This window comes from Streptomyces sp. NRRL F-5755 (assembly GCF_001279365.1).
GTDB lineage: Bacteria > Actinomycetota > Actinomycetes > Streptomycetales > Streptomycetaceae > Streptomyces > Streptomyces rimosus.
The window spans coordinates 38,459-58,390 of sequence record NZ_LGCW01000290.1 but is presented as its reverse complement, the minus strand read 5'-3'; the positions used below and the strand labels follow the sequence as shown (position 1 = coordinate 58,390).

Sequence of the window (19,932 nt, the reverse complement as noted above, 5' to 3'; positions counted from 1 at the left end):
GGGGTGGATGGAGAAGTCCGCGCCGTCGAGCGCGGGGGTCGAGCCGTACGCCTTGTGCAGCGCGCGGGCCGTGAGCAGGGAACCGGCCGGGGTCATACGAGGGCCTCCGGAAGTACGGACAGGGACGGGCCGGGCGGCAGGGCCAGGGGCTCCACCGACGGGAGCGCCATGGGTGCCGTATGCGGTGCCCATGGCCGTCCCGGGTAGGACACGGCACACTCTACACTAGGTGTATACATGTGGTGTATACCTGACTCGGAAGCGGCTGGAGGTCCCGCCCGTGTACCGGCCGGACTTCCGGCATCCCTCTGGTCGCCCGTCCGGACCGGCTCGCCCGCACCCGGCGCAATCGTCGAGGAAACAGCTCGTCGTGTCGCGGACGATACTGGCGGACGCGTAGATCCACGGGCTGAGGCCCACCTGGCGACGGCCGCCGGAAGCCGGAGCCACCGGGACGGACGCAGCCGCGGCGTACGCACGACTCACCGGCCCCCGGGCGCGGCCGACGCCGAGGGATGCCGGTTGTACCCGTTGGATTCTTCCTCCATGACCTGGTGCTGCGCGTTCCACCCGTAGACGGTGCGGCTTTCGTAGCCGGGCTTGTCCGTGGGGTCCCGCGTGATCAGTTTGCCGTTGGCGATCTGCACCGTCCGCGGAAAACTGAGGGTTTTCAGGATGCGTTGCACCACCGTGTCCTTGAGCCGGTAGACCCAGATGGTCAGCAGGTGGTGCTTGCCCTCGACGCCGACGATCAGCTCGTCGCGGCCGTCGCCCGTCAGGTCGTGGTAGACGGGAGCGTGTACGGGACAGGTGTCCGCGTCCGGCCGGCGGGCGCAAGTACGGATCGCTCTCTTGTCGTCCTCCTCGAAGTACGGGGGGTCCCCGAGCCGACGGTCCTCGTCCATCTGCGCCCGGACGGCGGCAAGTGCGGACACCTTCCGGATATCCGTCACCTCGGGCAGCGAGCGAAGAGGCAGTGGCGCGTCGTAATCCTTCTGGTAAGGAGAGCGCGGCGGCGCGGGGGTGCGCTCGGGCCACAGTTCCGTCGGACTGGCGACGGAGGCGGCCTGTCCCGCCTTCTTGGGTCCGTCGGCCTGTCCGCACCCGCCCAGCAGCGTCGCCATGCCCGCCACCGCGCTCACCAGTGCCACCGCTCGTACGGCGCTACGGGGCGGGCGCAGAGCGCGGACGGCGCACCCCGGCAGGGACACGGGGGCTGAGACGTACGGGGGCAAACGTTCTCTCCATGTCGCTCAGAGCCGGCCCGACGGTGTGCAGACGATAACCCGCATCTGCCGCCCGGCCAGGGAACGCCCCTCCTGCCCGGTTCTCCGATCGCCGGCTGACTGGTGAGTTCCTCTTCGCGGGACGCCCAGGCACGCGTCCTTTCGCCCGCGATGCCTCGGGCAGCGGGGGCTTCCTCAAGTCGCCGCCTTTACGCGCCCGTTCCCGTCGTGGTGGCCGCATGCTGCTCGTGCAGCCCCTGCGTCCGGTCGGACGTCGAGGCGGCCGGAGGGGGCCGTACCGCAGAGCCGGAGCCGCGTGACGGGGTGCGAGGAATATCGCCCGGCCGGGGGACTGTGCAAGGGGGGCGGTGTGCGGCGAGGGCGGGCTCCGCGCGACTGGGTGCCCGTTCAATGATGGCGGCCCCCGGCCGGGGGAATGCGGGATGGAGCCGGGGGCCGCCGGTCTGGCAGGGCGGTCAGCCGGCGGCGGAGCTCTTGGGCAGATCGAAGGTCTGCACGGTCTTGCCGTCGTGCTGGTAGACCACCTTGGGTGTGGCGTCGGCCTGCGCCGCGGGCTTGGGGAAGACCAGCGTGTACGTGCCGTTCGGGTCCGTCCGGCTCTCCACCGGGCCCGGCTTGTCGTGGTTCAGCACGCCCGTGACACCGTGCTCACGGTCCTGGACGCTGACGCTGCGCGTATAGCCGTCCAGCTCGAGGGTCTCGCCGCTGTGGGTCTTGACCTCCTTGACGTAGTCGGTGGGCATGGCGGCCGCTGTGCCGACCGGGAGGGCGATGGCAGCGCCGGTCACCGCGACGGCGAGGGCGGTCCGCAGTGCGGTGCGCTTGGTCCGCCGGGCGTGCGGCATGGCCTGCAAGGGCAACGCTGCTCCTTCCGGGACGCGCGGGGCGTCCGGCTCGTCGAACGTGGCTTAGGCGCGTCGAAGGCGCCTGGGTCGGCAAGCTGCCAGTGCTGTGTTGCGGCCGCCGCAAGGCCATGTATCAGCCACATCTCGATCGTCACGCGAGACTGTTACAGCCACCGAAAGGCGCCCTGACCTGCTGGTTTGCCGACGCGGCCGGTGAGAAACCGTGGTCGGCCCGGCTAGTTCTCGTGGTACCGGCGCGGCGCGGGCTGTGGTGGCCCGCAGGGTTGTATGGATCTGGCCACGGGATCGCGGCCGGGGCATCGACACCGGGCCCCGGCCGGATTTCAATGGCTGAACACCGGACGCCCAAGCCGGCTCTGACCCCGCATAAGGCGTCAATCCTGTTTCGCATTCCCATCGGAACTTTTCAGGCGTTACGCCTTGTGTCTGCGACCGATGTGTACACGGATTGCACAGCCGGCCCGTCGTCCGCGTCCCCAGTGGCCCCGCAGAGAGCCTGGACCGCCCCCGCGGGCCCACGGCAATACAACCGGCCCGATCTCAGCCGGAGAAAAGGGAGTTACTTACCGTCATGACGAACTCAGCCCCCACCCTGCGCGCGTCATCCAAGGCCAGGAGCGCCGTGCTGCTGGCCGCGGCCATGGCTGTCGCGTCTCCGCTCCTGGTGGGCACCGCGCCGGCGGCTGTGGCTGCCGACACACCCGCGATCGACAACACCAAGGTGTACACGTCCGAGGACGACATCGTCGCGGCGATGGAGGGGACGAAGGACAAGCCGGGGTACGCCCCCGTCGAAAAAAGCGAAAGCGTGATGGGCTACCCCCAGGGCCTCGACCGGGACAATCCCGTCACCCTGGACGATGTGCAGCCCACCTACGACCCCAAGGACGCGGTCGCAGATGCCAAGGAGGCGGCGAAGGCGTACGCGAGCAACGGAGACAATCCCGCGCCCTTGAAGAAGGTCGCCCAGCAGATGGCGGATTCGAAGGCCACCGAACCCGAGGCCCGCAAGGACATCAACGACGACAAGACCTATCCGTACCTCACCGGGGGCCCTGCCAAGGAATACTGCGAGGGCAAGTCCGCCGATGCCAGCAAGACGCAAAATGCCGAGAAGGCCAATCCCTGTGTCTTCGTCGGTAAGCTCGACACCAAGCCCGGCTCCAAGTACCCCAAGGCGGGCGGCAGCAGCGGCCTGGCGGGCGGGGGCAAGAAGACCTTCATGACCAAGGGGGAGGCCGTCGACGAGAAGAGCACGACGACGGGCTGGAAGATGGGCGGCAAGTTCACGCCCAAGCTCACCGTCACGCCGCCAGGGGACAAGGGCGGAACCGGGGGAGAGGTCGGCGGTGAGGTCAGCTTCGAATACAGCTACTCCTCCACCACCCTCAACCGGGTGACGAGCACTCAGGAGGACAAGTCCGAGGTCGACTTCCCGAGCGACAAGAAGGGGAGCATCCAGGGCCGCCGCGACGGCGCGTACTACGTCGGCTACATCGTCGTCCACCGGCACACGGACAAGACCGAGCCCAATCCGGACAAGGATCAGCTGATCACCATTCCCGCCCGGGTCTACGTCCAGTCCCCCAAGTCCAGCACCTCCGTCACCTACTTCAAGCTCCAGGAATAGTCCCGGCCCGGTCTTGCTCGGCAGGCGGCCGCCTACGACACCCCTGCGTCCCGCAAACGCTGCCGAGCGGTCCGGATACCAGGTTCAGCCTCCCTGACAGCGCTCTTCACGGCCCCTACCGGCCGTGGAGAGCGCTGTCGACCGCGGGGAAGCCGGTTCGGCACGGTTGTCTTCGGTGCGACGCCGATCCAGGCCGATGAGGGGCCCGGCCGCCCGCCACGTCCCGGGCACTGGCAGCGCGGTGATGACGGGCGAGCGTGACACGGTCTCGCGGAAGACTCTGTGAGCAGGAAAGAACCAGGAGAGCAAGGTGAGCTACCAGTCGGCAGCGCCACTGGCGGAATGGGCGGCCCCCAAAGGCCGCGTTCCGGTGGCGCTGGCGCAGGTCCGCGAGGACGCGCTGCAGGACCTGTGGCTGGCCGGGCGGCAGCGACAGGTCCGGGGCCAGGGGCTGCGGGTCGTGCTGGCGGCCTCGGGCGGGTGCACCGCTGCCGCGCTGGCGGCGTTCGAGGGGACCAGTCTGCTGCATCTGGTCGATACCAACCCCGCCCAACTCGCGCTGACCCGGCTCAAGCTGCATCTGCTGCAGACGGCCGATACGCCGGATCGGCTGCGGCTGCTGGGACACCTGCCGATGCCGGGATCGACGCGCCGTGCCCGGCTGGAGGCAGCCTTCGGCCGCCTGGGCCTCGCGCCGGACGCGCTCGGGCCGCTGGCGGAGGTCGCCAAAGTCGGCCCGGACTTCTGCGGCCGCTACGAGCGGCTGTTCGCCCTCTTCCGGGACGAATTTGCCCCGGTGCGTGATGCGGTGAGCACTGTGCTGGCCTTGCGGAACCCGGTGGAGCAGGCCCGGCGGGTGGCACCGGAGACCGGGCTCGGCGCAGCGCTCGACCGAGCCTTCCATGCGGCCTTTCGCCAGCAGACGCTGGTGCGGCTGTTCGGCAAGGCGGCCACCGACAACCGGGTCGAGCCGTTCGCCCGGTACTTCGCCCGCCGCACCCGGCACGTGTTGGCGACCCGGCCCGCGGCCGACAACCCGTATCTGTGGCAGCTGCTGGCCGGTCGTTTCCCGCCCGGTGTGCTGGTGCCGTGGCTGACACGTCAGCCCTCCGCATCGTCGCTGCCGCAGATCTCCTTCGTGCACCGCCCGATGGACGCGGCGCTCGCGGCCGTCGAGGTGGGCGGTTTTGACATGGTGCACCTGTCGAACCTCCTCGACGGGCTCGATCCTGTGCAGGCCCGCCGCACCCTGGAGCGAGCCTGGCGGGCCCTGCGGCCGGGCGGAATCGTGATCGTGCGCCAGCTCAACTCGTCCTTCGATATCCGCGGCTGCGGATCGGCCTTCGCCTGGGACCCGGTAGCCGATCAGCTGCATGCCAAGGACCGCAGCTTCTTCTGCCGGGCCCTACACGTAGGCGTGAAGACCGACCGGCCTCCCACGGCCAGCTGACCCGCACGCACGACCTGCCCCACCGCCGCCGTCCGCCTGTGCGGACCGCCGGCCCCAACCCCACCGACGGAACGTGATCGTGACAGAGCCCCCGCCTGGCCTCCCCGCATGACGGCCCCCGGCCCGCGCCGAGCAGGTCCTGGCCAGTGTGGAGATGATGGCAAACCTGGATTTGACGGCGCCGGCCGGCTGCCGCATCCGACGGCGCGCACCACCACAACCGATGACGGCATTCCCGCCGGCACCCGACTCCGGCACCCGCCGGCGCGGATCACCATGCTTGACCGCCATACGAGTCCGTGGTCCTCTCCTCTCGGTGTCCCGGCATCAGGCCCCTGGCGTGCGCGAACGGCCCGATCCAGGGAACGCAGCCCCAGCCATCGGGCGACCTGCTCGATGCTGCCGGTGGCGTCGAAGACCTCCGCGCCGGCCCAGGCGGTCACGGAGGACGGTTTGACGTCGGTCTGGCCGGCCAGGCCGACGCGGGCGACGCAGGCGCGGGCCTGCGACTGGCCGTCGCCGGCACGCCGGGCGTCGTCCCCTGTCTCCTGGGGTGGACCCGCGTGCAGCCCTGGACGGGGCGGCCTGTGCTCCTTCCGAATCCAGCTACCCCTCCTGGTCAAGTGACGCTGCCGGACAGCAGGGGAACCAACGCGGAATGGTGCCGGCCGCCCCGTCGTCTTGCGCCCGTTAGGGGTCCGAGCAAGTGGTCAGGCTTGTTGAGGCGCAGGGCTTCGCCGCGCTCTTCTGGAGGCCGACCGGGTCCTCCGGTTCCCCTGCGACTGAGGAGGTTCAGTTCTGGCGACACCGTACCGCGTGTCCGAACGGCGGTTCAGGACCGTCGAATTGCTTCTCCGGTGGGCGGCCTGGTAACCACCACAACGATGCGGTCTGTTCGCCACCGGGCACGGTGGCGAACAGACCGCGGCGCGCAGCCCGGACCGGGCGGAGCGGCGAGCGATGCCGGGGGCGGCTACTTGATCGCCTTGATCAGCTCCCCATTGGCCGTGTCCCCGCTCAGCTCCCAGAAGAACGTCCCGCCCAGGCCCTGCTGGTTCTTGTACGTCATCTTGGAGCCGATGGTTTCCGGAGTGTCGTAGCTCCACCACTGGTTGCCGCACTTGGCGTATGCGGTGCCGCCGGCCTTGCCGGTTGCCGGGCAGCGGGTCTTGAGGAGCTTGTAGTCCTCGATGCCGGCCTCGTACTTGCCCGGAGCCGCGCCTGTCGCGGTGCCGCCGGGGGCGTCCTGGGTCACGCCCTGCCAGCCGCGGCCGTAGAAGCCGATGCCCAGCAGGAGCTTGTTGGCGGGGATGCCCATGCCCTTGAGCTTCTTGATGGTGTCGGCGGTGTTGTAGCCGGCCTTCGGGATGCCGTTGTACGCGGTCAGGGGGGAGTGCGGGGCGGTGGGGCCCTTGGCGTCCCAGGCGCCGAAGTAGTCGTACGTCATGGGGTTGTACCAGTCGACGTACTGGGAGGCGCCCTTGTAGTCGGCGGCGTCCAGTTTCCCGCCGGCCGAGGCGTCGGCCGCGATGGCCGCCGTCACCAGCTTGCCGCCGAACTTGGCGCGCAGCGCCTTCAGTACGTTGGTGAGCGCTTCGCGGCCGCTGGTGTCGCAGGTCAGGCCGCAGGCGTTGGGGTACTCCCAGTCGATGTCGATGCCGTCGAACACGTCGGCCCAGCGCTTGTCCTGCACGAGGTCCAGGCAGGACTGCGCGAAACCGTTGGGGTTCTTGGCGGCCTCGGCGAAGCCGCCGGACCAGGTCCAGCCGCCGAAGGACCAGATGACCTTCAGGTTCGGGTGGAGCTTCTTGAGCTTGCGCAGCTGGTTGAAGTTGCCGCGCAGCGCGCCCGCGTCCCAGGTGTCGGCCTTGCCGTCGACGCTCTGGTCCGCGGTGTAGGCCTTGTCGTAGTCGGCGTAGGCATCGCCGATGGTGCACTTGCCGCCCTGGACGTTGCCGAAGGCGTAGTTGATGTGGGTGAGTTTGCCGGCCGAGCCGGACGTCTGGATGTTCTTCACGTGGTAATTGCGGTCGTAGACGCCCCAGTTGGTGAAGTATCCGACCACCTTGTTCCCGGCCGCGGCCTGGGTGCCGGCGGGGGCGGACGCGGCCGTGGGGGCGGCGGATGCGGCGGGGTCCGCGGCGGCCGTGCCGGCGAACAGGGTGCCGGCCAGGGCCGCGGTACACAGCGCGGTGGTGGCGGCGATCATCCGGCGCGGCGATCGCGTACGGAGCGGTCTGGGCATGTCGTCTCCTCGGAGGGGGGTCGAGGTGGAGCGAACGGAAAACGCGTTCCGAATTGGCATGAACGCGTTGAGCGTTGCCGGAGAAGGTAGAAGGACTAGACCAGTGTGGTCAATGGTTTGGACCAATTTCCTGTCGCGTACCGCTTCCCGTTGCCGCGGCGTTCCGTGTGTCGTGCCAGGTGAGGCGGGGATGCGGCGGTGTGCCGGACCGGAGTCCGCGCGTCCGGAGCCGGTGATGACCAAGTCCGGCACGGGCCCGGAAGAGATGCAGGTCAACCAGTGACGTAGCGCTGCCGATCGGGCATACTCCTAGCGCCACAGCTGCAGGTCACCGCCTTCCGCGACCCGGTGCGCGATCATCTGCTGAGCACTGTGTGATCAACCGGCGGCGCCGCCTCAACCCTCGGGCGCGTCGTCGCAGCGCCCGACAGGGAGGAGAGCGCCGCATGAACGAGTACGGCCCCCGGCCGGTGGACCGCAGGCTGCCCACGGAGGAGGCCCGCGACCTGCTGACGCTGGTACGGGATCTCGTCGAGCGTGAGATCAGGCCGACCGCCGCGGAGCAGGAGGAGGCGGGACGTTTCCCCCGGCAGATCTTCACGCTGCTCTCCGAGGCCGGGCTGCTCTCCCTCCCGTACGGCGAGGAGTTCGGCGGCGGCGAGCAGCCCTACGAGGTCTACCTCCAGGTGCTGGAGGAGCTGGCGGCCGCCCGGCTGACCGTGGGCCTCGGCGTCAGCGTGCACACCCTCGCCTGCCACGCCACGGCCGAGTTCGGTACGAAGGAGCAGCGCGCCACGCACCTGCCCGCCATGCTCGGCGGCGGCCTGCTCGGCGCCTACTGCCTCTCGGAGCCTTCCTCCGGTTCCGATGCCGCCTCGCTGACCACCCGCGCGGTCCGCGACGGGGACGTCTGGACGCTGGACGGCACCAAGGCGTGGATCACCCACGGCGGCGTCGCCGACTTCTACACCGTGCTCGCCCGTACGGGAGACAAGGGCCCCCGCGGCATCACGGCCTTCCTGGTGCCGGGTGACGCGGACGGCCTGACCGCGGCGGCGCCCGAGCGCAAGATGGGCATGAAGGGCTCGCCCACGGCCCAGCTGCACTTCGACGGCGTACGGGTGCCCGACGCCCGCCGGATCGGGGAGGAGGGCCAGGGCTTCGCGATCGCCCTGTCCGCGCTGGACTCGGGCCGCCTCGGCATCGCCGCCTGCGCGATCGGCGTCGCCCAGGCCGCCCTGGACGAGGCGCTGGCCTACACCGCCTCCCGGCAGCAGTTCGGCCGCCCGATCGCCGACTTCCAGGGCCTGCGCTTCATGATCGCCGACATGGCGACGCAGATAGAGGCGGGCCGCTCGCTGTACCTGACCGCCGCCCGCCTGCGGGACGCCGGCCAGCCGTTCTCCAAGGAGGCGGCGATGGCCAAGCTGTTCTGCACCGACACCGCGATGCGCGTCACCACCGACGCCGTACAGCTCCTCGGCGGCTACGGCTACACCCTCGACTTCCCGGCCGAGCGCTACATGCGCGAGGCCAAGGTCCTCCAGATCGTCGAGGGTCCCCCCCCCCCCCCGGGGGGGGGCCGGCCCCCCGCCGCCGGGGGGGGGGGGGGGGGGGGGGGGCCCCCCCCCCCCCCCGCCGCTCACGCCGCCGGGCCCAGCCCCTTCATGCCCGTCGCCGTACCGATCGCCACGACCGGCTCCGGCCGCTCGCGCAGCATCCGGCGGGCCACGGACACCGCGACGGCGGACGACGCCTCCAGCAGCAGGCCCTGCTGGGCGAGGCGCTGCTGTTCGGCCAGGAACTCCTTCTCCGCCACGGCGACGGCCGTGCCGCCGGACCGCCACAGCGCGTCCAGCCCCTGCCAGCACGGGCTGTTCTCGCCGAGCGAGAAGGCGGCAGTGGGGTGGCTCTCCACGCGCGTACGCTCCTGGGCCGCGCGGTCGGCGTGACGCAGCGCGGCGGTGAAGGGGGCCGCCCCGGCGGGTTCGGCGGCGATCATCCGCGGCGCCGCGGAGACCAGCCCGGCCGCCGCCAGTTCGCAAAAGCCGCGCTCGATCCCGGCCAGCAGGTCCGCGCGGCTGGTCGGCACGACCACCGCACCGATCCGCCGCCCCGCGAAGTCCCGCGCCAGCTCGTACGCGACCGACTTGTAGCCCTCGTTGGCATACGGGTTTCCGCCGGGCGACGGCGAGGAGTAGCTGGTCAGGGGATACCAGCCGTGTTCCGCGACGGCCCGCGCCATCGCGGCGTTGCGCTCCGGGAAGCCGCCCGCGCACCGCACCTGCTCGGCGCCCAGCAGATCGATCTGCGCGGCCAGCGCCGGCGGCACGCTCTCGGTGGTGAAGACCACGCACCGCAGCCCGGCCCGGCCCGCGTAGGCGGCCGCCGCGGCGCCCGCGTTGCCGGACGACGCGGCGCACACCGTGTCGGCGCCGGTCTCCACCGCCGCGGCCACGCCCACCGCCATCGCCCGGTCCTTGTGCGAGCCGGTCGGGTTGCCGCCCTCGTACTTGACCCACAACTCGCTGCCGCACTCGGGCGCGCGTCCGTCGCCGAGCGCGGCCGGGTCGGTGCGCAGCCGTATGTTCGGTGTGCCGCCCTCGCCGAGCGTCACCGGCGGGCCGCTGACCGGCAGCGTCTCCGGCCAGCCCCACGGGCCGCCCGGATATCCGGCCAGCTCCAGGCCGTCCAGGTCGGCGAGCGGCGGCATCGCGTTGGCGCCGATCCCGTCGGCCGCGCACCGGGGGCAGCCGGCGAAGCCCCTGACCTCCAGGCCGCAGCGCAGGCAGTGCAGGCCGCTCGGGTCCGGTACGGAGCTTGCCGTCGTCATGGTGTCCCCCTCGTTGCGTCGCCGCCGCTTCCCCGGCGTCCGTGATGACCTTCGCGCCCCACTCTACGGTGCCGTGTACGCCGTACAGCGGAGCCGGGCCGCCCGGCCCGCGCTCCTGCGGCGGCGGGGGAGCGGTGCCGGGGCGCCGCGGGAGCCCTTCACGTCCTCGGGCGGGCACGGCTATGGTTCCGCGCGTACTCCTGACGTACCGTCAAATTCCGCTGGGGAAACGGCCGTACGGCGGCGGGCCGGGGTCCGCCGCGGCCATCGGACCGTGTGCCCGCGCGTCCAGGAGGTGTTCCGTGACCGACCGTCCGATCGCACTCGACGAATACCCGATCCACCAAGTGCCGCTGTCCATGCGGCACGTCGCCACCGGCGACCGCAACGCCTACGACCGCTGCATCTTCCATGTCCTGGACCACACCGGCCGTGCGCTGCTCATCGCCGGTCTCGGCGTCTATCCCAACACCGGTGTCATCGACGCCTACGCCACGCTCCGGCTCGGCGACCGCCTGCACGCCGTGCGCGCTTCCGACGCGCTGAGCGACGACCGCCTCGCGCTCACCGTCGGCCCGCTGTCCATCACCGTCGACCGGCCCCTCGAACGGCTCCGGCTGCGCTGCGATGCCGACCCGGCCGACCCCGGCGGGCTCTCCTGCGACCTCGAATGGCACGCCGCCTTCCCCGCCGTCTGGGAACCGCACCACACGCAGTACCGCGGCGGGCGGCTCACCCTGGAGGGCCGCCGGTTCGTGCAGGCCGGCACCTGCACCGGCACCGTACGGGCCGCCGGCGAGGAACTGGCCGTCACGGCGGGGGAGTGGACCGGCACCCGCGACCGCAGCTGGGGCGTGCGGCCGATCCCCGGCGAGGACGGCGGGCGCGCCGCCGAGGAGGCGCGGCCCGAGGGCTTCCACTGGATCTGGTGCCCGGTCCGCTTCGACGACCGGTTCGTGATGGTCATCGTCCAGGAGGACGCCGACGGGCACCGTACGCTCAACGAGGCGCTGCTCGTCCGCGACGGCGTCCCCGACGTCCAACTCGGCTGGCCCTACGCCGACATCACCTACCGGGCGGGGACCCGGCAGCCCGAGCGGGCCGTGCTGCACCTCACCGACCCGGCCCGCAAGCCCCTCGAACTCGCCGCCGAGATCCTCACCTCCTCACCGCTGGCCGTCGGCGCGGGCTACCCGCCCGCCGACGACTGGCAGCACGGCACCTGGCGCGGACGCGGCTGGACCGACCGCCGCACCTACGACCTCGGCGACCCCGCCGCCCACCCGCTCGCCGCCTACGGCGTCACCGACCACGCGGCCCGCTTCACCCTCGAAGGACGCACCGGATACGGGATCTTCGAGCACGGCAGCTTCGGCCGCCACGACCCCAGCGGCTTCACCGGCTACGGCGACACGGCACCGGCCCGGCCGGACGCTCCCCAGCCCCGGCCCGCCGCCCCGCAGCCGCGCGAGGACCGGTCATGAGCAGCACACCCCGGCCCCGCACCACCACCCGCGACCCCGGGGAACTCACCCGGCGTCTGTCCGCCTGGCTGAGCACCCGCCTGCCCGGCGCGCGGGCGGTCGCCGCGACCGTCCCCGCCTCCAACGGCATGTCCAGCGAAACCCTGCTCTTCGACATCGACCACCCCCGTCCGCCCGTCCGCTCCTGCGCGCTGCGCCTCGCCGCCGACCCCGCCGCTTACACGGTATTCCCCACCTATGACATGGCCCGGCAGTACCGCACGATGCGCCTGGTCGCCGAGCGCACGGACGTACCGGTGCCGCGCACCCTCTGGCTCGAAGAGGACCCGGAGCCGCTGGGCGCGCCGTTCTTCGTGATGGAGCGCGTGGAGGGCCGCGTGCCGCCGGACGTCATGCCGTACACGTACGAAGGGAGCTGGCTGCACGCCGCCACCGACGCGGAGCGCGCCGCACTGGAAGCGGACACGGTCTCGGTCCTCGCCCGGATCCATGACCAAGTGCCCCCGGAAGAGGCGCGGTTCCTCGCCCTGCCCGGCCACGGGAGCGCACTGCGGCGGCATGTGGCGGCCCAACGCGCGTACTACGCCTGGGTCGTCGCTGGGCGCGAGCCGTCACCACTGATCGAGCGCGGCTTCGCCTGGCTGGCGGACCACTGGCCGCCGGAGACCGACGGCCCCGACGACACCGTGCTGACCTGGGGCGACGCCCGCATCGGCAACATCGTCTACGACGGGTTCAGGCCCGCGGCCGTACTGGACTGGGAAATGGCAGCCCCCGGTCCGCGCGAACTCGACCTCGGCTGGATGATCTACCTTCACCGGTTCTTCCACGACCTGGCGGTGAGCGGCGGGCAGCGGGGACTGCCCGGCCTCCTGCGCCGCGACCGCGTCGAGGAACGCTACGCCCGGCTCACCGGCCACATCCCGCGCGCCATGGACTTCCACACCCTCTACGCGGCCCTGAGGCACGCCGTCGTCATGCTGCGCGTGGCCTACCGGCAGGTCCACTTCGGCGAGATGCCCGTGCCGGCCGACCCGGACGCACTGATCATGCACCGGGCCGCGCTGGAGGCGATGATCGAGGGCCGCTACTGGTGAGGAAGGCCCGGCGCCGCCCGGGTTCAGGGCCGGCGCATCCGCGGTACCCGCGTCGGGCGCGTGCCCGGGCCGCCCACGTGCGAGAACGGCTGCCGGCGCCAGTCCAGGCCCTCCGGGAGGGTCAGCAGCACCGCGGCGTCCTGCTCCTGGGCGCGGAGCGAGTCGTCCGTCGCGGGCGCGTCCGAGACCGGCCGTCCGGAGCCCTCGCACACCGTCAGGCAGAAGGGGTTCCACGGCGTGGGGCACAGCGCGTGCTCGGGGAGGATGTCCTCGTCCGCGAGCAGCGCGATCGGCTGGGCGCAGTCCGGGCACGTCACCCGGAAGATCTCCATGGTCTCGAAGGAGTCGTCGAGCTCGTCCTCGGCGGCGAGGACGAGACTGTCGCCCTCCTGGGCGTCGTGGCTGAGCGGCGCGGAATCGGTCTTCTGACGTCGCATGATGTTGTTCCCCCTCGGGTGGGCCGCGCGGGCCGCCGGCTTCCTGTGACGGGCGGCTCCGGCCAACAGCAGCAATTCCCCCCATGCCCCGCGCATAATCGCCGAGCCCTGAGGGATACGGGGTCACGCGTGTGGCATTGGTCACACGCCCCGCGCGGACGCGTCCACGATCCGGCGTACGGTGCGCACACACGCCCGAGCACAGTAGGTTGATCGCGTGGAGGAGCTGGACCGACAAATCGTGGAGCTGCTCGTCAAGGACGGGCGGATGAGCTACACCGACCTGGGCAAGGCCACCGGCCTGTCGACCTCGGCGGTGCACCAGCGCGTGCGCCGCCTGGAACAGCGCGGTGTGATCCGCGGCTATGCCGCGATCGTGGACCCGGAGGCGGTGGGGCTGCCGCTCACCGCCTTCATCTCGGTGAAACCCTTCGACCCCAGCGCTCCGGACGACATCGCCGACCGCCTGGCCGAGGTGCCCGAGCTGGAGGCGTGCCACAGCGTGGCGGGCGACGAGAACTACATCCTCAAGGTGCGGGTGGCCACGCCTTTGGAGCTGGAGCACCTGCTGACCCGCATCCGCACGCTGGCCGGGGTCTCCACGCGCACCACGGTCGTGCTGTCCACGCCGTACGAGGCCCGGCCGCCCCGTATCTGAGGCGGAGCGGCGCGCCCTGGGGCGCTGTGGAGTGCTCGGGGGCGTCAGGGCGCGCGAAGGCGGCGTGCGCCACGCCCGCGCGCCCGCGGCAAGATCCCGACCCCGCGTGCCGGGCGGCCGCGCCCAGGGGCCAAACTGTCCGCTATGAGTGAGCGCACCCCCGACCCGGCCCGGCCCCGTACCGTCCTGCTGCGCGGCGGGGAGGTGCACAGCCCCGCCGACCCGTTCGCCACGGCCATGGTGGTCGAGGGCGACAGCATCGCCTGGGTCGGCGAGGAGGGCGCCGCCGACTCCTTCGCCGACGGCGTGGACGAGGTGGTCCACCTCGACGGTGCACTCGTCACCCCGGCGTTCACGGACGCACATGTGCACACGACGGCCACCGGCCTCGCGCTCACCGGCCTGGACCTGTCCGGTGCCCGGACGCTCCCCGACGCGCTGGCCCGCGTACGGGAGTACGCCGCGGCCCGCCCGGCGGACCGGGTCCTGCTCGGGCACGGCTGGGACGCCACCGCCTGGCCCGAGGGCCGGCCGCCGTCCCGCGCCGAGCTGGACGCCGCCACCGGCGGCCGGCCGCTCTACCTGACCCGGGTCGACGTGCACTCCGCGGTCGTCACCACCGCCCTCCTCGACCTCGTCCCCGGCCTCCGCGACCTGCCCGGATCCCATGCCGAGCAGCCGCTGACCGGCGCCGCGCACCACGCCGTACGGGCCGCCGCGCACGCCACCGTCACCCCCGCCCAGCGCGACGCCGCCCAGGCGGCGGCCCTCGCGCACGCCGCGTCGCTGGGCATCGGCAGCCTCCACGAGTGCGCCGGACCCGACATCTCCAGCGAGGACGACTTCACCGCCCTGCTGGCCCGCGCCGCGCGCGAACCCGGGCCGCGCGTCGTCGGCTACTGGGCAGAGACCGTCACCAACGCAAAGGACGCCGACCGGATCAGGGCGCTCGGCGCCATCGGCGCGGCCGGCGACCTGTTCGCCGACGGCTCCCTCGGCTCGCACACCGCCCACCTGCATGCCCCGTACGCCGACGCGGACCACACCGGAACTGCCCACTTGGACGCCGACGCCGTCGCGGCGCATGTGGCAGCCTGCACCGAGGCCGGGCTCCAGGCCGGTTTCCACGCCATCGGCGACGCCGCGCTGACCGCCGTCACCGACGGCGTACGGGCCGCCGCCGACCGGGTCGGTCTGGCCCGCGTCCGGGCCGCCCGGCACCGCATCGAGCATGCCGAGATGCTCACCGAGGCCACCGTCGCCGCGTTCGCCGAATTCGCGCTGACCGCCTCCGTACAGCCCGCCTTCGACGCGGCCTGGGGCGGCGAGGACGGCATGTACGCCGCCCGCCTCGGCGCCGAACGCGCCCGCACCCTCAACCCGTACGCCGCCCTGCTGCGCGCCGGCGTGCCGCTCGCCCTCGGCTCCGACAGCCCCGTCACCCCGCTGGACCCGTGGGGCACCCTGCGCGCCGCGGTCTTCCACCGCACCCGTGAGCACGGCATCTCCGCACGCGCCGCGTTCACCGCGCACACCCGCGGCGGCTGGCGCGCCATCGGCCGCGACGACGCGGGCGTCCTGGTGCCCGGCGCGCCCGCCGACTACGCGGTCTGGCGCACCGGCGACCTGGTCGTGCAGGCCCCCGACGAGCGCGTCGAACGCTGGTCCACCGACCCCCGCTCCGGCACCCCCGGCCTGCCCGACCTCACGCCCGGCCGGGACCTGCCCGTATGCCTGCGGACGGTGGTCGGCGGTCGCACGGTGTACGGACGGCCGAACGAGTGACTTCACGGGGGCGCGTGCCGCGGCGGAATGCGCCCGCGGGCGCCCGCCCCACCTGGGAGAGCGGGTGCCTGCCTGGGGCGACGCGAAAACCACGCAGGCCGGGCAACTGTTGACAGCAGACGGTCGGCGGCCGGTAGGTTCGGCCGGGTCCACCACAGGACGTCAGACCGGGAGACCTCCGCGCGGTCGTCGAACGCAACTGGGCCATGGGACGGGGTGCCGCACCGGCACACCGCCACTGGGAGCCAGGTCCAGCCCCTGCGGCACGGGGACGACGGAAGGTTTCGGCCGGATGGGGGTCCCTCCCTGCTCGTCAAGGGCCAGGGGGAAGGTGCGACCCGGGTGGGGCCCGGTTGCTCAGTAGACAACGGCTTCAGGTCGACCCGCAGCCAGCGGGTCCCAGGTCGGCCCGAAGGGCACCGGGCCCCGATCCGCAGCGCACGAGCGCGCGCCCCGGTCCGGTCCACGCCGCCCGCTGACGCGCCCCGTTCCGCACCGCACGGCGGTGCGCCGGTCCCCGGCCGCCTACGCCGGGCGGCGGAGCTTATACCCGCACGCACCCCCGGTCCGCAATTCCACGGCACCGTTGTACGGTCTGCTGACCACCGCACGACCTGCAAGGAAGGCCGACCGTGCCCGACACCACCGCACGACCTGCAAGAAAGGCCGGGACCGTGCCATCGGGCTCCGACGCGGCGGCCGGGCGCGGACGCGGCCGCCGGTTCGCGGCGCTGGTCCGCCGCGAGGCGCCGCGCACGGCAATCGCCGTCCTCGGCGGCCTCGTCCTCGCGCTGGCCTTCCCGCCGTACGACCTGTGGCCGCTGTCCCTCGTCGGCGTCGCGGCCCTCGGCCTGCTCACGCGCGGCCGGACGGCCCGTCAGGGCGCCTGGACGGGCTTCGCCTTCGGGCTGCCGTTCTTCTTCCTGCTGCTGAAGTGGCTGCACGTCGTCGGCTGGGACGCGGTGTTCGGGCTGGCCCTGGTGCAGGCCCTGTACGTGGCCCTGCTGGGCGCGGGGCTCGCCCGTACCTCCCGCCTGAAGTACGGGCCGGTGTGGGCCGCCTGTCTGTGGGTCACCGAGGAGTGGGCACGCGACCGCGTACCCTTCGGCGGCTTCCCGTGGGGACGGCTCGCCTTCGCCAACACCGGCTCGCCCTTCACCCCCCTCGCGGCCCTGGGCGGTGCGCCGCTGGTGACCTTCGCCGTCGCCCTCAGCGGCTCGCTGCTGGCCGCCGCGGCCGTCGTCCTGTGGCGGCTGCGCGGGGAGGGAAAGTCGGTGCGGGGGGCGCTGCCCGCGGTGGAGGCGGTCGGCCTGGCCGCCGCGGTGTCGGTGTCCGGGCTGCTGGTCCCGGTGCACACCGACGCGGACGACCGCGTGGACATCGCCATCGTCCAGGGCAACGTGCAAAAGCCCGGCATGGACTTCCTCGGCCGCCCGATGAAGATCCTGGACAACCACGCCACGGCGACGGAGAAACTGGCCGCCGACGTGAAGGCGGGCAAGGCGAAGAAGCCCGACCTGGTGATCTGGCCGGAGAACGCCTCGGACCTGGACCCGTTCCGCTACCCGCAGGCGTACGACCGCATCGAAGCGGCGGTCAAGTCGATCGGTGTGCCGGTCCTCGTCGGCGCCCTCGTCGACCACCCGGACAAGCCCGGCTACGTCTTCAACCAGGGCATCGTGTGGGACCCGGTGAAGGGCCCCGGCGCCTCGTACACCAAGCAGCACCCGGTGCCGTTCGGCGAGTACGTGCCCTTCCGCGAGCAGCTCAGCAAGGTCATCACCCGGTTCCAGCGGGTGCCGCGCGACTTCTACCCCGGCGACCACACCGGGGTGCTCGCGGTCGGCCCCGCCCGGCTCGGCGACGTCATCTGCTTCGAGGTCGCCTACGACGAGATCGTCCATGACACGGTGAACGCGGGCGCCCGCGCGCTCGTCGTACAGACCAACAACGCCACCTACGGCCGCACCGGACAGCCGGAACAGCAGCTGGCCATGTCCAAACTGCGCGCCGTCGAACACGGCCGTGCCGTCGTCACGGCGGCCACCAGCGGGATCAGCGCGGTGGTGGCCCCGGACGGTACGGTCACCCACAAGATCCCGGAGTTCACCCAAGGGGTGCTGCGGGCGAGCCTCCCGCTGCGTGACGAAAAGACCGTGGCCGACCGCGTCGGTGCCGTTCCGGAGTGGGTGCTCGCTATCGTGGGACTTCTGTCCTGCGTCGCCGCGGCAGTCGTGGGCCGGCGCGGGCGTGGCAAGGACGAGAAGGGGCAGCAGTGACAGACGGCGGTCAGCGGAAGTACGGTCCGCTCGGGACCACCTTGGTGATCATTCCCACGTACAACGAGGCGGAGAACATCAAGCCGATCGTCTCGCGGGTACGGTCCGCCGTGCCGGAGGCGCACATCCTCGTCGCGGACGACAACAGCCCGGACGGCACGGGCAAGATCGCCGACGAGCTGGCGGCGGCGGACGACCACGTCCAGGTGCTGCACCGCAAGGGCAAGGAAGGGCTCGGCGCCGCCTACCTGGCGGGCTTCCGGTGGGGCATCGAGCACGGTTTCGGCGTCCTGGTGGAGATGGACGCCGACGGCTCCCACCGCCCCGAGGAGCTGCCGCGGCTGCTCACCGCCCTCAAGGGCGCCGACCTCGTGCTCGGCTCCCGCTGGGTGCCCGGCGGCCGGGTGGTGAACTGGCCCAAGCACCGCGAGTACCTCTCCCGCGGCGGCAGCACGTACTGCCGCGCCATGCTGGACGTACCGCTGCGCGACGTCACCGGCGGCTACCGCGCCTTCCGCAAGGAGACCCTGGAGGGGCTCGGCCTGGACGAGGTCTCCTCGCAGGGCTACTGCTTCCAGGTCGACCTGGCCCGCCGCGCCGTCGAGAGCGGCTTCCACGTCGTCGAGGTCCCCATCACCTTCGTCGAGCGCGAGCGCGGCGACAGCAAGATGAGCAAGGACATCGTCGTGGAGGCCCTGTGGCGGGTCACCGGCTGGGGCGTCGGCTCGCGGGTCAACAAGCTCCGCGGACGCTGATCGCGGCGGCGGGGGCCGTCGCGCCTCCGCCCCCCCCCGCTGGGGACGTGTGGTCCGGACGTTCGCGGAAGCACACGCTAGGCCGGTCGGGCGGAGTGGCCGGGCCCCACCGGTGATCGTCGCGAGGCCGAGTTTTGCGGTCGCATGATCGGGAAACTCGCGGCATATGGTGCAAATCGGCTACACGATGATGACAGAGCAAGCGGGCCCGCGTGATCTCGTCGACCACGTCGTCCGGGCGGAGGAAACCGGCTTTGACTTCTCGGTGACCTCCGACCACTACGCGCCGTGGCTGGCCTCCCAGGGCCACGCCCCGTACGCCTGGAGCGTCCTGGGCGCCGCGGCGCAGGCCACCTCCCGCATCCCGCTGATGACGTACGTGACCTGCCCGACCGTGCGCTACCACCCCGCCGTCGTCGCGCAGAAGGCCGCGACCATGCAGCTGCTCTCCGAGGGCCGCTTCCGGCTCGGGCTGGGCGCGGGCGAGAACCTGAACGAGCACGTCGTCGGGCACGGCTGGCCGGGCAAGAGCACCCGCCACGAGATGCTCACCGAAGCCCTGGAGATCATCCGGGCGCTCTTCGACGGCGGCAAGGTCACCTACCACGGCAACCACTTCGAGGTGGACGCCGCCAAGCTCTGGGACCTGCCCGACCAGGCGCCGCCGATCGGCGTGGCCGTCTCGGGGGAGCGGTCCTGCGAGATCGCCGGCCGCCTCGCCGACCTGGTCATCGCGACCGAGCCGAAGGGCGAGCTGATCAGCTCCTTCGAGAAGCACGGCGGCAAGGGCAAGCCGCGCGTCGGCCAGCTGCCCATCTGCTACGACCCCGACCGGGACGCCGCCGTGAAGCGCGCCCACGACCAGTTCCGCTGGTTCGCCGGCGGCTGGAAGGTCAACTCCGAGCTGCCGGACCCGGACGGATTCGCCGGGGCCACCCAGTTCGTACGCCCGGAGGACGTCGCCGAGACTATTCCCTGCGGCGACAACGTGGACGACTTCGTCGAGGCGGTGCGCCCGTACGCGGAGGCCGGCTTCGAGGAGATCGCCGTCGTCCAGGTCGGCGGCGACCACCAGCGGGAGTTCTTCGACTGGGCCGGCAAGAAGCTGCTGCCCGCGCTCCGGGAGCTGTAGACCGGGCCGGAAGCCGGACCGCGCGTCCCGCGGG

At 72.2% G+C, this 19,932-nt stretch carries 14 protein-coding genes and 2 pseudogenes; 10 read left to right on the top strand and 6 right to left on the bottom strand.

Translation table 11 applies throughout. The features are described from left to right. The 3 genes and pseudogenes from ADK86_RS42625 to ADK86_RS30480 all read right to left on the bottom strand — a co-directional run. A pseudogene (locus tag ADK86_RS42625) lies at positions 1-96 on the bottom strand (ABC transporter ATP-binding protein); the annotation flags it as partial. 386 nt (positions 97-482) lie between these two features. Beyond that, a complete protein-coding gene (locus ADK86_RS30485; RefSeq protein WP_053699508.1) occupies positions 483-1,151 on the bottom strand; it encodes a hypothetical protein in 669 nt (222 codons plus the stop codon). Positions 1,152-1,702: 551 nt separating this feature from the next. Beyond that, a complete protein-coding gene (locus ADK86_RS30480; RefSeq protein ID WP_107088602.1) occupies positions 1,703-2,107 on the bottom strand; it encodes a hypothetical protein in 405 nt (134 codons plus the stop codon). Positions 2,108-2,684: 577 nt separating this feature from the next. Between ADK86_RS30480 and ADK86_RS30475 the strand changes: the two genes are divergently transcribed. Beyond that, on the top strand, positions 2,685-3,743 hold the full coding sequence (locus tag ADK86_RS30475) for a hypothetical protein (RefSeq protein WP_159393998.1): 1,059 nt from the start codon (positions 2,685-2,687) through the stop codon (positions 3,741-3,743). Positions 3,744-4,053: 310 nt separating this feature from the next. After that, the gene (locus tag ADK86_RS30470) at positions 4,054-5,193 is read left to right on the top strand and encodes a DUF3419 family protein (protein ID WP_053699505.1); all 1,140 of its coding nucleotides are present in this window, start codon (positions 4,054-4,056) and stop codon (positions 5,191-5,193) included. A gap of 973 nt (positions 5,194-6,166) precedes the next feature. On the opposite strand, the gene ADK86_RS30465 is transcribed toward ADK86_RS30470, so the two are convergent. After that, complete coding sequence (locus ADK86_RS30465) at positions 6,167-7,438, bottom strand: glycoside hydrolase family 18 protein (protein WP_053699504.1); 1,272 nt, start codon at positions 7,436-7,438, stop codon at positions 6,167-6,169. 446 nt (positions 7,439-7,884) lie between these two features. Here ADK86_RS30465 and ADK86_RS30460 point away from each other — a divergent pair. After that, positions 7,885-8,997 (top strand): annotated as a pseudogene (locus tag ADK86_RS30460) (acyl-CoA dehydrogenase family protein); the annotation flags it as partial. 83 nt (positions 8,998-9,080) lie between these two features. On the opposite strand, the gene ADK86_RS30455 reads toward ADK86_RS30460, so the two are convergent. Beyond that, entirely contained in the window at positions 9,081-10,271 is a 1,191-nt protein-coding gene (locus ADK86_RS30455) for a pyridoxal-phosphate dependent enzyme (RefSeq protein WP_053699503.1), read from the bottom strand. A gap of 302 nt (positions 10,272-10,573) precedes the next feature. Between ADK86_RS30455 and ADK86_RS30450 the strand changes: the two genes are divergently transcribed. After that, positions 10,574-11,755, top strand: a complete 1,182-nt coding sequence (locus tag ADK86_RS30450; RefSeq protein ID WP_053699502.1) for a hypothetical protein — start codon at positions 10,574-10,576, stop codon at positions 11,753-11,755. Further along, positions 11,752-12,852 (top strand): phosphotransferase family protein, encoded by a 1,101-nt coding sequence (locus tag ADK86_RS30445; RefSeq protein WP_053699501.1) that lies wholly within the window; start codon positions 11,752-11,754, stop codon positions 12,850-12,852. Before ADK86_RS30450 ends, ADK86_RS30445 begins: the two co-directional genes overlap by 4 nt. A gap of 23 nt (positions 12,853-12,875) precedes the next feature. Here the strand turns inward: ADK86_RS30445 and ADK86_RS30440 are convergent, their stop codons facing one another. After that, the gene (locus ADK86_RS30440; protein ID WP_053699500.1) at positions 12,876-13,289 is read right to left on the bottom strand and encodes a hypothetical protein; all 414 of its coding nucleotides are present in this window, start codon (positions 13,287-13,289) and stop codon (positions 12,876-12,878) included. A 217-nt stretch (positions 13,290-13,506) separates the two neighbouring features. On the opposite strand from ADK86_RS30440, the gene ADK86_RS30435 reads away from it, so the two are divergent. The 5 genes from ADK86_RS30435 (at position 13,507) to ADK86_RS30415 (ending at position 19,898) form a co-directional block, all read left to right on the top strand. Further along, complete coding sequence (locus ADK86_RS30435) at positions 13,507-13,947, top strand: Lrp/AsnC family transcriptional regulator (protein ID WP_003984197.1); 441 nt, start codon at positions 13,507-13,509, stop codon at positions 13,945-13,947. A gap of 144 nt (positions 13,948-14,091) precedes the next feature. Next, on the top strand, positions 14,092-15,732 hold the full coding sequence (locus ADK86_RS30430) for an amidohydrolase (RefSeq protein ID WP_053699499.1): 1,641 nt from the start codon (positions 14,092-14,094) through the stop codon (positions 15,730-15,732). 632 nt (positions 15,733-16,364) lie between these two features. Then, a complete protein-coding gene (gene lnt / locus ADK86_RS30425; RefSeq protein WP_053699498.1) occupies positions 16,365-18,011 on the top strand; it encodes an apolipoprotein N-acyltransferase in 1,647 nt (548 codons plus the stop codon). Next, positions 18,008-18,766 carry a polyprenol monophosphomannose synthase gene (locus ADK86_RS30420; RefSeq protein ID WP_003984994.1) on the top strand — a complete coding sequence of 253 codons (759 nt, stop codon included), beginning with the start codon at positions 18,008-18,010 and terminating at the stop codon, positions 18,764-18,766. Before lnt ends, ADK86_RS30420 begins: the two co-directional genes overlap by 4 nt. Before the next feature lie 166 nt (positions 18,767-18,932). Beyond that, positions 18,933-19,898 carry an LLM class F420-dependent oxidoreductase gene (locus ADK86_RS30415; RefSeq protein WP_053699497.1) on the top strand — a complete coding sequence of 322 codons (966 nt, stop codon included), beginning with the start codon at positions 18,933-18,935 and terminating at the stop codon, positions 19,896-19,898. The last annotated feature ends 34 nt before the right edge of the window (positions 19,899-19,932 follow it).